17 protein-coding genes are annotated in these 13,526 nt (G+C 58.3%); 9 read left to right on the top strand and 8 right to left on the bottom strand.

The genetic code is table 11. The features are described 5' to 3' along the window. Window positions 1-15: 15 nt before the first annotated feature. Together ahpC and F2P67_RS08220 are read right to left on the bottom strand one after the other, a co-directional pair. The gene (gene ahpC, locus F2P67_RS08225) at window positions 16-579 is read right to left on the bottom strand and encodes an alkyl hydroperoxide reductase subunit C (protein ID WP_003224621.1); all 564 of its coding nucleotides are present in this window, start codon (window positions 577-579) and stop codon (window positions 16-18) included. Between the two features lie 138 nt (window positions 580-717). Next, on the bottom strand, window positions 718-1,656 hold the full coding sequence (locus F2P67_RS08220) for a site-specific integrase (protein ID WP_166219281.1): 939 nt from the start codon (window positions 1,654-1,656) through the stop codon (window positions 718-720). A gap of 177 nt (window positions 1,657-1,833) precedes the next feature. Between F2P67_RS08220 and F2P67_RS08215 the strand changes: the two genes are divergently transcribed. Then, window positions 1,834-2,850, top strand: a complete 1,017-nt coding sequence (locus F2P67_RS08215; RefSeq protein WP_166219279.1) for a DNA-binding protein — start codon at window positions 1,834-1,836, stop codon at window positions 2,848-2,850. Here F2P67_RS08215 and gorA read toward each other — a convergent pair. Together gorA and galU are read right to left on the bottom strand one after the other, a co-directional pair. After that, window positions 2,847-4,205 (bottom strand): glutathione-disulfide reductase, encoded by a 1,359-nt coding sequence (gene gorA, locus F2P67_RS08210; RefSeq protein WP_166219277.1) that lies wholly within the window; start codon window positions 4,203-4,205, stop codon window positions 2,847-2,849. The genes F2P67_RS08215 and gorA overlap by 4 nt on opposite strands. Before the next feature lie 128 nt (window positions 4,206-4,333). Beyond that, window positions 4,334-5,173: a UTP--glucose-1-phosphate uridylyltransferase GalU gene (galU, locus tag F2P67_RS08205; protein ID WP_007912230.1), complete on the bottom strand. Its 840-nt coding sequence runs from the start codon at window positions 5,171-5,173 to the stop codon at window positions 4,334-4,336. Window positions 5,174-5,431: 258 nt separating this feature from the next. On the opposite strand from galU, the gene F2P67_RS08200 reads away from it, so the two are divergent. Continuing rightward, the gene (locus tag F2P67_RS08200) at window positions 5,432-5,617 is read left to right on the top strand and encodes a hypothetical protein (protein ID WP_008082671.1); all 186 of its coding nucleotides are present in this window, start codon (window positions 5,432-5,434) and stop codon (window positions 5,615-5,617) included. A 135-nt stretch (window positions 5,618-5,752) separates the two neighbouring features. Next, window positions 5,753-6,040 (top strand): hypothetical protein, encoded by a 288-nt coding sequence (locus F2P67_RS08195; RefSeq protein WP_166219275.1) that lies wholly within the window; start codon window positions 5,753-5,755, stop codon window positions 6,038-6,040. A 3-nt stretch (window positions 6,041-6,043) separates the two neighbouring features. Here F2P67_RS08195 and F2P67_RS08190 read toward each other — a convergent pair whose 3' ends face one another. Both F2P67_RS08190 and F2P67_RS08185 read right to left on the bottom strand, forming a co-directional pair. Then, the gene (locus F2P67_RS08190; protein WP_166219273.1) at window positions 6,044-6,274 is read right to left on the bottom strand and encodes a hypothetical protein; all 231 of its coding nucleotides are present in this window, start codon (window positions 6,272-6,274) and stop codon (window positions 6,044-6,046) included. A 72-nt stretch (window positions 6,275-6,346) separates the two neighbouring features. Next, on the bottom strand, window positions 6,347-6,706 hold the full coding sequence (locus F2P67_RS08185) for a hypothetical protein (protein ID WP_166219271.1): 360 nt from the start codon (window positions 6,704-6,706) through the stop codon (window positions 6,347-6,349). 210 nt (window positions 6,707-6,916) lie between these two features. On the opposite strand from F2P67_RS08185, the gene F2P67_RS08180 reads away from it, so the two are divergent. From F2P67_RS08180 to ada, 5 genes are all read left to right on the top strand, one after another. Continuing rightward, a complete protein-coding gene (locus F2P67_RS08180; RefSeq protein WP_166219269.1) occupies window positions 6,917-7,219 on the top strand; it encodes a DUF1883 domain-containing protein in 303 nt (100 codons plus the stop codon). 28 nt (window positions 7,220-7,247) lie between these two features. Beyond that, entirely contained in the window at window positions 7,248-7,421 is a 174-nt protein-coding gene (locus F2P67_RS08175) for a hypothetical protein (RefSeq protein WP_166219257.1), read from the top strand. A gap of 93 nt (window positions 7,422-7,514) precedes the next feature. Continuing rightward, window positions 7,515-8,225, top strand: coding sequence for a 2OG-Fe(II) oxygenase (locus F2P67_RS08170; protein ID WP_166219267.1), 711 nt, complete (start codon window positions 7,515-7,517; stop codon window positions 8,223-8,225). A gap of 5 nt (window positions 8,226-8,230) precedes the next feature. Next, window positions 8,231-8,896 (top strand): DNA oxidative demethylase AlkB, encoded by a 666-nt coding sequence (gene alkB, locus F2P67_RS08165; protein ID WP_166219679.1) that lies wholly within the window; start codon window positions 8,231-8,233, stop codon window positions 8,894-8,896. An 85-nt stretch (window positions 8,897-8,981) separates the two neighbouring features. Then, window positions 8,982-10,049: a bifunctional DNA-binding transcriptional regulator/O6-methylguanine-DNA methyltransferase Ada gene (gene ada, locus F2P67_RS08160; RefSeq protein WP_166219265.1), complete on the top strand. Its 1,068-nt coding sequence runs from the start codon at window positions 8,982-8,984 to the stop codon at window positions 10,047-10,049. Here ada and F2P67_RS08155 read toward each other — a convergent pair. Further along, window positions 10,046-10,504 carry a GyrI-like domain-containing protein gene (locus F2P67_RS08155; RefSeq protein WP_166219263.1) on the bottom strand — a complete coding sequence of 153 codons (459 nt, stop codon included), beginning with the start codon at window positions 10,502-10,504 and terminating at the stop codon, window positions 10,046-10,048. The two genes, ada and F2P67_RS08155, sit on opposite strands and share 4 nt — an antisense overlap. 63 nt (window positions 10,505-10,567) lie before the next feature. Then, complete coding sequence (acuI, locus tag F2P67_RS08150) at window positions 10,568-11,551, bottom strand: acrylyl-CoA reductase (NADPH) (protein WP_166219261.1); 984 nt, start codon at window positions 11,549-11,551, stop codon at window positions 10,568-10,570. Window positions 11,552-11,739: 188 nt separating this feature from the next. Between acuI and F2P67_RS08145 the strand changes: the two genes are divergently transcribed. After that, window positions 11,740-13,526: autotransporter (locus tag F2P67_RS08145; RefSeq protein WP_166219259.1), on the top strand; the 1,787-nt coding region annotated here is incomplete at its 3' end.

The following is a 13,526-nucleotide window of genomic DNA, read 5'->3' as shown; positions in this document are numbered from 1 at the left end:
GTGCGTGTCACAGACTTAGATCTTGCCGACCAGGTCCAGGGACGGCGCCAGAGTGGCCTCGCCTTCTTTCCACTTGGCTGGGCAAACTTCGCCTGGGTGAGCAGCAACGTACTGAGCAGCCTTGATCTTGCGCAGCAGCTCGGAAGCGTCACGGCCAACGCCGCCATCGTTCAGTTCAACGATTTTGATCTGGCCTTCAGGGTTGATCACGAAGGTGCCACGGTCAGCCAGGCCAGCTTCTTCGATCAGCACGTCGAAGTTGCGGGAGATGACGTGGGTCGGGTCGCCGATCATGGTGTATTCGATTTTGCCGATGGCTGGCGAAGTGTTGTGCCAGGCAGCGTGGGCAAAGTGGGTGTCGGTGGAAACGCTGTAGATCTCTACGCCCAGTTTCTGGAAGGCAGCGTAGTTGTCAGCCAGGTCTTCCAGCTCGGTTGGGCAAACGAAGGTGAAGTCGGCTGGGTAGAAGAATACGACCGACCACTTGCCTTTCAGGTCAGCGTCCGAGACTTGAACGAAGTCGCCGTTTTTGAACGCGGTAGCTTTGAACGGTTTTACTTGGCTGTTGATGATAGGCATTGATGACTCTCCGTCAGGGGTTGTGAAGTTGATGGGGTGAATCCTACCCACTCACTCGACGGATGGCTCATTGGCAAACCTGATGCTGCTGATTTGTTTTCGCTATTAGCTGACTGTATTAATAGAAGAAAACGATATCTACGACGAAGCCGGGTTATCCGTAATCCGAGCCATCCCTTGAAAGGGGCTGGCCTCAACATAGCGCATGGCTGACTTCATGTCCTTCCAGCCGACGTAACTCATCAACGATTTCAGATCCCAGCCACTCTGGTGCGCCCACGTGGCAAAACCGCGACGCAGGGAGTGGCTCGTGTAGTTTTGCGCAGCAATGCCGGCGCGCTGCAACGCCTGGCGCAAAAGTGGAATGATGCTGTTGGCGTGCAGTCCCTCCTCGTTCAGATTGCCCCAACGATCAATACTGCGAAAAACCGGCCCGCGCACCAAGGCTGCTTCGGTGATCCAGTCTATGTAGGCTTGCACTGGACAGAGCTTGAGCAGCGCCGGGGCTTGATAGGTCTGCCCGAGATTTTCCCGATCACCCTTGCTGCGTGGCAAATACAGAGTGATGCCTTTGCCGGCGTGCGCTTGTACGTGCTCGATCTGCAGACGACACAATTCGTCACTGCGAAAGCCGCGCCAGAATCCCAGAAGAATCAATGCCCGATCACGGTAAGCCTTGAGCAGCAGCGGCCGGTCCTGCTGCTCGCGCGCTATTTTCACTTCATGCTCAAGCCAGTCAATGACTTGCTGCAGATCCTGCAACTGCAAGGGTTCGGCTTGTTTCTCCTGCGCCGGATGCAGCGCGCGAATCCCTTTGAATACTTTGCGCACCACCGGCGCCTTGGTCGGGTCGGCAAAGCCCTGACTGTTGTGCCACTGCGCCAACGCCGACAGGCGCAATTTCAACGTATTGATTGAAAGCTCTTCGGCGTGCGCAACCAGATACCTCGCGACGCTGTCGGCAGTCGCCGGCAGGAATCCGCCCCACTTTACTTCGAAATGCTCGATGGCTGCGCGATAGCTGCGGCGGGTGTTGTCGCGGGTGGCGGCTTGCAGATAGCGATTCAGATCGCTCATGGGCAGTTTTCTCGCTGGCGTACTGATGCAGAGGTGCAGATCAGCATTTTGCCGTCTGACACTGGGTAATACCAGTATATCCCGTCCCTTTCATTTCAAAGATTTAACTTTATTTTCAGCATGGTACACTGCCGTACTTAGTGGCATGTACCACAGTACAAAACCGTAGGAGTTCATATGGCCCGTGGCGGCATTACCAAAGCACTGGTGCAGATCGCGCGTACAGCGATCCTCGCTCGTGGCGAACACCCGAGCATCGATGCAGTACGCATCGAAATGGGCAACACCGGCTCGAAAACCACGATCCATCGCTATCTGAAAGAGCTGGATGACGGCGCTCAACCCCTTGAGGCTTCGGCCGAACCTATCGACGATGAGCTGACTGCCCTCGTCTCTCGCCTCGCCCAGCGCTTGAAAGAACAGGCGCAAGAGCCCATCGAGCAAGCGCGCGAGCAGTTCGAGGAGCAGCGCGAAGCACTGGAGTCCGAGCTAAAGCAGATTCGTCAGGCACTGGAAAAGCTTGAACATGAGCACGACATTCAAGGCGCCGCGCTGGAGCGAGAATCCGAAGCACTGAGCAACACACGCTCGATGCTGCAGACCGAACAGACGCGCAATGCCGGACTGAATCAGGCGCTGGCTGATTTTGAATTGCGCTTGCAGGACAAGGACGAGCAGATCCGCTCGCTGGAAGAGAAGCACCTGCACGCTCGCGATGCGCTGGAACATTACCGCAACGCGACCAAGGAACAGCGCGAGCAGGAACAGAGCCGCCACGAAGCACAAGTGCAGCAGATTCAGGCAGAACTGCGTCAGGCGCAGCAAAGTGCACTGGTACGCCAGGACGAGATCACTCAACTGCACCGCGACAACGAACGCCTGCTCACGGAGAACCGTGGCACCCAGCGCGAGCTGAGCTTGATACAGGATCAGCTCAAACACAGCAATCAGCGTCAGGATCAATTGCTTGAGCAAGCGACTCGCGTCGACAGCGAACGCACCCTCCTCCAGGAACGTTTGCGTGTAGCAACACTGGAAAGCCAGACACTCAAACAGAGCGTCGACGAGCAAGCGCTGCTGAATCAGTCACTGGAAAAGGAATTGAGCAACGCTCAGGCGAGCCTGGAAGAGAGCCGGCGTCTGGCAACTACCGCGGCGGTAGCGCCAGACTCGGCCAAACCGAAAGACGCTTAAGCGCCGACCGGTGTACGCATGGTGACAAACTCTTCGGCGGCCGTCGGGTGCACCCCGATTGTGTCGTCGAAGTCGCGCTTGGTCGCGCCAGCCTTCAGCGCAATCGCGAGACCCTGGACGATCTCGCCGGCGTCCGGGCCGACCATGTGGCAACCGAGGACTTTATCGGTCTTGCCATCGACCACCAGTTTCATCAGAGTTTTTTCCTGACACTCGGTCAGGGTCAACTTCATCGGCCGGAAGCGGCTTTCAAAGATCACCACGTCGTGACCGGCTTCGCGCGCTTCCTCTTCGGTCAGACCGACCGTACCGATGTTCGGCAAACTGAACACAGCCGTCGGGATCATCTTGTAATCCACCGGACGATATTGCTCTGGCTTGAACAAGCGTCGTGACACCGCCATGCCTTCGGCGAGAGCTACAGGCGTCAACTGTACGCGACCAATCACATCGCCCAGCGCCAGAATCGATGGCTCGCTGGTCTGGTATTGCTCGTCGACTTTGATGAAGCCTTTGTCAGTGAGTTGCACATCGGTGTTTTCCAGCCCGAGGTTGTCGAGCATCGGACGACGACCGGTGGCGTAGAACACACAATCTGCTTCCAGCTCGCGACCATCCTTGAGCGTGGCTTTCAGACTGCCATCGTCCTGCTTGTCGATACGCGCAATGTCGGCGTTGAACTGTAGATCCAGACCGCGCTTGGTCAGTTCTTCCTGCAAGTGCTTGCGCACCGAGCCATCAAAGCCCCGCAGGAACAAATCACCGCGATACAGCAGCGTGGTGTTCGCACCCAAACCATGGAAAATCCCGGCGAATTCAACCGCGATGTAGCCGCCGCCGACTACCAGAACGCGTTTCGGCAGCTCTTTGAGGAAGAACGCCTCATTTGAACCGATCGCGTGTTCACGCCCCGGAATCTCCGGAATCTGCGGCCAGCCACCGGTGGCGATCAGAATGTTTTTCGCGGTGTAACGCTCGCCATTCACTTCAACTTCATGCGGGCCAGTAATCTTCGCGTGGGCTTCATGCAGGGTCACGCCGCTGTTGACCAGCAGATTGCGGTAAATGCCGTTGAGGCGATTGATCTCGCGATCCTTGTTGGCGATCAACGTCGCCCAATCGAAATTCGCTTCACCCAGACTCCAGCCGAAACCTGCGGACTGCTCGAAGTCCTCGGCGAAATGCGCGCCGTAGACCAGCAGCTTTTTCGGAACGCAACCAACGTTGACGCAGGTACCGCCCAAATAACGGCTTTCAGCCACCGCCACCTTCGCGCCAAAACCGGCGGCAAACCGCGCTGCGCGCACACCGCCAGAACCGGCACCAATCACATAAAGGTCAAAATCGTAGGCCATTTCTATCTCCTCGGCAGGCCACCAGCATACCCGCAGACTTTCATTGGGCAAGCGCTGGCATTTATATCGGGGCAGAAAATGAAAAAGCCACCCGAAGGTGGCTTTTTCATTCAGACGGTCAAGCGCTCTTAGTAAGCCTTGCCAGTCTTGTAGAAGTTCTCGAAGCAGAAGTTAGTTGCCTCAATGTAGCCTTCAGCACCACCGCAGTCGAAACGTTTGCCTTTGAATTTGTAGGCCATGACGCAGCCGTTCTGGGCCTGTTTCATCAGGGCGTCGGTGATCTGGATTTCGCCGCCCTTGCCTGGCTCGGTTTGTTCGATCAGGTCGAAGATATCCGGAGTCAGGATGTAACGGCCGATGATCGCCAGGTTCGACGGTGCATCTTCAGGCTTTGGCTTCTCGACCATGCTGTGTACGCGGTAGATGTCGTCGCGGATCATCTCGCCAGCGATTACACCGTACTTGCTGGTTTCCTGTGGATCGACTTCCTGGATGGCGATGATCGAGCAGCGGAACTGCTTGTACAGTTTGACCATCTGGGTCAGTACGCCGTCGCCTTCGAGGTTGACGCACAGGTCGTCCGCCAGCACCACGGCGAACGGCTCGTCACCGATCAGCGGGCGACCGGTCAGGATTGCGTGGCCCAGACCTTTCATTTCGGTCTGACGGGTGTAGGAGAACGAGCACTCGTCGAGCAGCTTGCGGATACCGACCAGGTATTTCTCTTTGTCGGTGCCTTTGATCTGGTTTTCCAGCTCGTAGCTGATGTCGAAGTGGTCTTCCAGAGCGCGCTTGCCACGACCGGTCACAATCGAGATTTCAGTCAGGCCAGCGTCCAGAGCTTCTTCAACGCCGTACTGGATCAGTGGCTTGTTTACCACCGGCAGCATTTCTTTAGGCATGGCTTTAGTCGCTGGCAGGAAGCGAGTACCGTAACCGGCTGCTGGGAACAAGCATTTCTTGATCATAAAAGTCCTTGAAAGGGCTGTGTGTACGAGTTTCGGCGCAGTCTAATCAGGCGGCGTGCACCTTACAATGCCCCGCGCTGGCTAACCGATGCCAACATAGAGAAATATTCTCGCCGATAGTTCCATCCGCGAATCCGGACAGCGAAATCAGCGTAGCTCAAAGATACCGTTTGACGGGATCACCATACGCTCATCGTCCCCCAATGCGAGCATTTGCCGGTATCATGGCGCCTTTGAACCAGCGAACGAGACAGATAGATGGCCGCAGTTAAAATCGTCAACGGGTATGTGATCGACAAAAAGGACGGCAAATGGACGCTGACCACTACCAATGGCGAACACATCGCAGGGCCTTTCGACAGCGAGCAGATGGCGACTGACGTAGCATCGGTGTTCACCGACACCCCGGCGTCGGCGAAACGCCGTGGCAAAGATCAGGACTGATCGCCTGCGCATGCCCCAAGCCCTGCCCCGCGCAGGGCTTTTTTGTGCCTGAACGCAAACAAGTGGCCAAACGCTATAACCTTTTCACACTGGCGCTGTCAGAGCGTCTAGTCCCCCTCGCTGAAGACGACAACTATGAACCTGAACACAATCTTGCCGCTGATCGCGATACTGGCACTGAGCGGCTGTGCTACGTCCAAAACGACTTACCTGAACAACGGCGAACAGGGTCTGAGTATCGACTGCTCCGGTGAGGCCAATTCCTGGGCCACCTGCTACGAAAAAGCCGATGCCTCCTGTGCCGGCACCGGTTATCGCATCGTTGGCACCGATGGCACGCCTGCCCCCAAAGAGAGTGACAAAACCCTCGGCGTCGATGTTGGCAACTACAAAAACCGCAGCGTGGTGGTGGTCTGCAAGTAAGCCTTACATGTGAATTTCAGCAAACTTGATCCCGAGCCCGCGCACGACCTCGATCAAGTCGTCGAGCCGGCTGAAGGATTCGACCTCGTCGTTATCGTCCACCAGAAAATAACTGCGACCGGCGCTTTTCTTGAAAAACACAATCCACTCCCCCGGATTCGCCGGGTTCTGAATCACATGGGTGGCAGAGATCAGACCCTCTACGTGGCGCTCCCGCACTTGCTCTCGCTTCATCGCGACTCCATAAATGAAAATGCCGTCACAGCATGACTGTGACGGCATCGATGCTGATGACTGAACAGTCTATCAGCCAGAAATACACGCATTGGCTGCGTTACGTACATCGCGGGGGCGGACTGGCACATTGGACATGCGCTCATGCAGCTTGATGCTGCTACCGCCCGAGCGATCTTCAATATCAAACACGGCAGCCGGGCCTGAGGACAGCTTGCCCGGAACGATCACTCGAACCCCGTCCTTGTGCGGCTGCATCTGCAGGGCGCCACGACTGTCTGCCAGCTTGTCTGACAGGCATTGCGCGTACTCATGGGGCTTCTTGCCGGAGATCACGCTCATGGTCGGCAGCGTTTCATTGATTTCGGAAACGTTCGCACAACCACCCATCGCCAGAACCAACGGCAGAACACACACCACACCCCACTTCATACCAAATCTCCGTTAAAGACCGTCCGACAGCACAAATGCCGTTTTTCTCCGGGGTCTTCTGCATTTAACTCGCATCCACTTGCGAATATCTGTTCAAAATTGTCAAACCAGTGCCCGACGGCCGGATAATAACCCGTGCGGGCTGATAAACTGCGCACCATTACAAGCTATCGTTTTGATTTTGTAGAAAAAGCCCATCTGGAGGCGCCCATGAAATTCATTCACCAGCGCGAGCACCTCAACGAAGACGACATCGTCGTCATCCAATGCTCGCAAACCTGCAACATCCGTCTGATGAACGACGCCAACTTCCGTAGCTTCAAAAATGGCGGTCGCCACACCTATCACGGTGGCGCTTTCGATACGTTCCCTGCGCGCATCACCGCGCCGAGCACCGGTTTCTGGAACATCACCATCGACACCGTCAACCGTCGCCCGATCAGCGTCACCCGCAAGCCGAACCTGACGCATTCGATCAAAATCATCCGTCGCTCCAGCAGCAAACTCAGCTGAGACACTCCGCCCATTCAGACAGGTAAACATGACCGTGGCCCAAACGACCAAATACGTCATCAAGTACAAACTCAACGGTGAGCGGCGCTTCGAGTTCGCACAGCTGGAAAGCAACAGCGTGGAAGAGGCCAAGGATGCTCTGGCCAAGATCCACGACGCGACTGATGTGATCAGCGAAATTACCGTCAGCAAAGCGTTGTAACCCGGCCGCAGGAATTCGACCGCAAGCGGCGGAGTGTTCTGCCGCTGGGGTCCGCCCACACTGAATGCCTCGACCTTGAGTCAAGGAGTCAGCATGTCGATGTCCCCTTCCCGTCTGGATGCGCTCGACTGGGCGAGTCTGCAGCAGCAACTTGATCAGGACGGATGCGCCATCATCCGCTCGCTGTTGGCCGCGCAAACCTGTGATCGTCTCAGCGATCTGTATTCGCAGACCGAACCCTTTCGCTCGCAAGTCATCATGGCCCGCCATGGTTTCGGTCGCGGCGAATACAAATACTTCCGCTACCCGCTCCCAACACCGGTCGAACGCCTGCGTACCGCGATGTATTCGCGGCTGGTGCCGCTGGCCAATCAATGGTTCGAGCGCATGAGCCTGCCCACCCGTTTTCCGCCAAGCCACAGCGAATTTCTTCAGCAATGCCATGCCGCCGGGCAGTTGCGCCCCACGCCACTGTTGCTCCAATACGGCCCGCAGGATTACAACTGTCTGCATCAGGATCTGTACGGCGAACGGGTGTTTCCGCTGCAAGTGGCGATTCTTCTGTCAGAACCGGGGCAGGATTTCACCGGCGGTGAGTTTGTGCTCACCGAACAACGCCCAAGAATGCAGTCGCGCCCGCAAGTCATCGACCTGAAAAAAGGCGACGCAGTGATTTTTGCAGTCAACCAACGACCGGTAAAAGGCTTGCGTGGCGACTACCGGGTCACCCTGCGTCACGGCGTCAGTCGCCTGCACAGTGGAAACCGGCATACCCTGGGCATCATCTTTCACGACGCATTATGAGCACCATGCAACCAGGCCTTTTCGATCTGTTCGCTGACCACGAACCCGAGCAACAACCCCGCGCCGAACAGATCGGCGAGCAATCGTGGGTGTTGCGAGGCTTTGCCTTGCCGCTGATCGATCAAATACTGCCGGCGCTGGACACCATTGTTGCGGCAGCACCTTTGCGCCACATGGTCACGCCCGGCGGTTTCAGCATGTCGGTGGGCACCAGCAGTTGCGGCCCACTGGGCTGGATCACCGATCGCAGCGGCTATCGTTATTCGAGCGTCGACCCGCTCAACGGCCTGCCCTGGCCACAGATGCCATCGGTGTTTGCCAAACTGGCGCGGGCCGCCGCCGAACAAGCCGGGTTTGCCGACTTTCACGCCGATTCCTGCCTGATCAACCGCTATGTCCCTGGCGCGAAGATGTCATTGCATCAAGACAAAGACGAAAACGCCTACACGGCGCCGATCGTTTCCCTGTCGCTCGGTTTGCCGGCGATGTTTCTGTTCGGCGGTTTCTCCCGAAGCGACAGAAGCCAGCGAATCCCGTTACTGCACGGCGACATGGTGATCTGGGGCGGCGCTGATCGCTTGCGCTTTCACGGCGTTTTACCTATCAAACAGGGCCGCCATCCACGGCTGGGCGAACAGCGGATCAACCTGACGTTTCGCGTGGCCGGCTAATGAAAAAATTTGACCGCAAGGCCCGGAGTGTTGCACCAGCCGACGCTGGTTAACCTGAATCAAACAGGCCAACGGAATACCCATCATGAAAACGCTTTCGACCACGATCAACATCGAAGACGATCCACGCTGGGCCGCTGTCGTCGCGCGTGATGCGCGGGCGGATGGTGCGTTTGTCTACGCCGTGAAAACCACGGGCATTTACTGCCGCCCCAGCAGCCTTGCGCGGTTGCCGAAACCACAGAATGTCGAATTTTTCGACAGCGCCGAACAGGCCGAGGCGGCGGGATATCGGCCGAGCAAACGAGCCAGCAAGGATCAGAGCGATGTTGCCGCGCAGCATGCGAGGACCGTGGCACAGGCCTGTCGCCAGATCGAATCCGCCGACACCTTTCCCTCACTCAATGAGCTGGCACAAACGGCGGGCCTGAGCTCATTTCATTTCCATCGAGTCTTCAAGGCTGCGACGGGGTTGACCCCAAAAGGTTACGCAGCGGCCCATCGCTCGCGTCGGGTGCGTGAGTGCCTGGCAGATGGCGGCTCAGTCACCGAAGCGTTGTACGACGCGGGCTTCAACTCCAACAGCCGCTTTTATGAGTCAGCCGATCAGGTGTTAGGGATGAAGCCCGGCGAATATCGCGCGTCCGGGAAGAACAACGACATTCGCTTCGCTGTCGGTCAATGTTCGCTGGGAGCAATTCTGGTGGCACAAAGCGAGCGCGGGGTTTGCGCCATTCTGTTGGGCGACGATCCGCACCAACTGGTCTGCGACCTGCAGGATCAGTTCCGCCAGGCGAACCTGATTGGCGCCGATGCCGGGTTCGAACAGCTGATTGCCAAGGTTGTGGGGTTTATCGAAGCGCCGGCCATCGGCCTTGATCTGCCGCTCGACGTGCGCGGCACGGCGTTTCAGGAAAGAGTCTGGCAGGCGCTGCGGGAAATCCCGTCGGGCAGCACCGCCAGCTATGCCGACATCGCGCAACGCATCGGCGCCCCGACCTCAATGCGCGCCGTGGCCCAGGCGTGCGGTGCCAATCGACTGGCGGTGGCGATCCCCTGCCACCGCGTGGTGCGCAGCGATGGCAATCTTTCCGGCTATCGCTGGGGTGTGGAGCGCAAACGCCAGTTGCTGGAGCGCGAAACGCGGCCTTAATGGACGCCGATGTAAACCGACACTGATTCGGGGCCGGTGTAGGCCTCGAAGTCAGTGGCGAATCGCCGTTTGATCTGCGGATTGGCTTCGAAGAAGCTCCAGACTGTGCCCCATGTCGAGATCACTGCGTCGGGCATTGCACCTTGCGCTTCAAAGACCAGGTAGTCGCCGCCATCGATGGCAACAGATTCAAAACCTGCAGGAGGCTGACTGACGGCGACGCCGGCCGTGACATCGAACCGGCCCGACGCATCCGACTCGTAATTCGAATACACGCCGTAAACCGGCGAGCCGCTCTGCTTGCCGGGAATTTCGTCGGCCAGACCCTTACTGAAAAAAGAACCCCACATCGGGCCGATTTTCGCGCTTTCGGGTTTGTGTTCCGCGTCGTTGGTCGTGCGTACGCGCAAGCCCGAAACCGTAAATGATTCGATCTGCTGCCGTTTCAAATCCATCGAAAATGCCGCTCCCTTATATGAGAAGTGCGGCCCCGCAGAGCCGCGATGGCGCCTACTTTGTCAGCGATTGACGTCGACGACAACCCTGCCGCGCAACTGTCCCGCGAGCAGTTTCGGCGCCGCCTCGATGACTTCGCTCAGGGCAATTTCGTGACTGATCACCGACAGCAAGCCGAAGTCCAGATCGTTGGCCAACCGGTCCCACGCCTCAAGTCGGCGCGCTTTGGGTTGGGTCACGCTGTTGATCCCGGCCAGCGTCACGCCGCGCAGAATGAACGGCGCCACCGATGCCGGGAAATCCATGCCCTGCGCCAGACCGCACGCCGCAACGGTGCCTTCTGAACGGGTACTGGCGCACGCGTTGGCCAGCGTGTGACTACCGACCGAATCGATCACCGCCGCCCAACGCTCTTTCGTCAACGGCTTGCCCGGCTCCGACAACGTCGCACGGTCAATGATTTCGCCGGCGCCCAGTTGCTTTAGATACTCATGCTCGGATACGCGGCCCGTGGAGGCGACCACCTGATAGCCGAGTTTGCTCAGCAGCGCGATGGCGAAACTGCCGACGCCGCCATTGGCGCCCGTCACCAGCACTTCGCCCTGCTCCGGCGTCACGCCATTTCGCTCCAGCGCCAGAATGCACAACATCGCCGTGTAGCCAGCGGTGCCAATGGCCATAGCTTGCGCCGGGGTGAAAGCCTTGGGCAGCGCAATCAACCAGTCGCCATTGAGTCGCGCTTTCTGCGCGAGGCCACCCCAATGGTTTTCCCCGACGCCCCAGCCATTGAGCAGCACCTGATCGCCGACCTTAAAGTCCGGGTAGCTACTGACTTCGACGGTGCCCGCCAGGTCGATCCCCGGCACCATCGGAAATTTGCGTACCACCGGGCTGCTGCCGGTGATCGCCAGACCGTCCTTGAAATTCAATGTGCTGTACGCGACGTTGACTGTCACATCGCCTTCCGGCAGTTGTTCTTCGTTGATCTGTTGAAGGTTGGCGCGATAACCGCTGTCGTCTTTATTGATCAAAATACCGTTGAACATGACCGCCTCTCATCGATGGATTTCAGGATCTCGTGCCTTGAAATACCACATCGCAACACATTGCCACACTCGACTTTGCGCCAATCCACTCATCTGCCGGGTAATTCCATCGTGGGCGACTATGCTTTTTCGACGGCCGCGCTTTAGCCGTTATTCCTCTAGAAACCGGCCTGTCGATGGAGCTGACAATGTCTTACCCGCGCTCGTTGTGTGTGACGCTGATGGTTCTTCTGCTGACCTTCGGCAACGCATGGGCGGCACCGGCGACCCCGGCGGCTGACGCGCTCCCAAGCGAGCCGATCTGGCCACAGGTCATCACCAGCGGCAAGGCCAAATTGACGGTCTACCAGCCACAACTCGATAGCTGGGACGGTTACACGCTCAATGCCCGCGCGGCCGTCGAAGCGACCGGTGCCGATGGCAAATCCACCTATGGCATCGTGCAGTTCAGTGCGCACACGCTGGTCGACAAGGCCACGCGCTGGGTCGCACTCGATCAGTACAAAATCATCAAGGCCGACTTCCCCGCCGATGCCAGTCAGGCCGACACCTGGGTCGCAACGCTGCAGAAAGACGCCGCCGATCGCAAGAAAACCATTTCCCTCGATCAGCTGGAAGCCGCGGTTGGCGTGCTCTCGGCTGAACAGAAAGCCGACAGTGCTCCACTGGAAAACACCCCGCCTGCGATCATCAGTTCCGATGTTCCGGCGCTGCTGGTCTACATCGATGGTGACGCCGCTTATCGACCGGTCGAGGGCACCGCGCTGCAACGCGTCATCAACACCCGCCCCTTGCTGCTCAAGGATGCCCAGGGCAAGCATTACCTGCATGTGTTTGACGGCTGGATGGTCGCCGACCAATTAAGCGGCGATTACAAGCGCCTGCCCTCGCCGCCCGCCGATCTGGAGAAAGCCAAACAAGCCGCGATCAAGAGCCGGCAAGTGGATCTGCTGACCGGTCAAAGTGATCCCAAAGACAAGGTACCGAGCCTGGCCAAACCACCGCAGCCGAAGATTTTCATCGCCACCACGCCCACCGAACTGCTGGTCACCGACGGCGCCGCGCAGTGGTCACCGATTCAGGGCACCGGCCTGTTGTACGTGAGCAATACCACCGGGCACATTTTCAAGGAAATTGGCGACCAGAACAGCTACGTGCTGATCTCGGGCCGCTGGTTCCGCGCCAGCGACATGAACGGCCCCTGGACGTTTACGCCAGCAGACAAGCTGCCGGCCGACTTCGCCAACATCCCTGACGAGAGTCCGAAAGAAAACGTCAAGGCCTCGGTCGCCGGCACCCCGCAAGCCAAAGAAGCGGCGATTGCCGCAACGATCCCGCAGACTTCGGCGATCAAGAAAAGCGCAGTGAAAATGACCGCGCCACAGTTCGACGGCGAACCGCAGCTCAAAGCCATCAACAGCACGCCGCTGCAATACGTGGTCAACAGTGCCACACCAATCATTCGCGTCGACAACGACAGTTGGTACGCGGTGGAGAATGGCATCTGGTTCACCGCAAGCACGGTTGGCGGCCCTTGGCTCGTCGCCAGTTCCGTACCGGCAGTGATCTACTCGATTCCACCGAGTTCACCGATGCACTACCTCACTTACGTCAAAGTCTATGAAGCCAGCGGCGATACCGTGGTGGTCGGCTACACGCCGGGTTATCAAGGCTCGAACCTGGATCCGGCGACGGGGGTTGTGGTGTACGGCACCGGTTATCCGTACACGCCATGGGTCGGCAGTGTCTGGTACGGGCCACCCGTGACGTACGGGTTTGGCGTCGCCATTCGTTACACGCCCTGGACTGGCTGGACCTTCGGTTTCGGCTTCGGCTGGAGCTGGGGCGGCAGCACGGTGGCGATGGGCTGGGGCTGTGGCGCGTATCCGTGGTGGGGCAATTACGGCTGGGGGTATGCGTGGGGGCCGCACTTGGATCCTGCGCCACTGGCGTGGGGCGGCGCCGCCTGCGGCTT

The sequence above is a fragment of the Pseudomonas atagonensis genome, from assembly GCF_011369485.1.
Classification (GTDB): Bacteria; Pseudomonadota; Gammaproteobacteria; order Pseudomonadales; family Pseudomonadaceae; genus Aquipseudomonas; species Aquipseudomonas atagonensis.
Note: the sequence above shows the minus strand (reverse complement) of the source record. Positions and strands in the feature narration are given on the sequence as shown.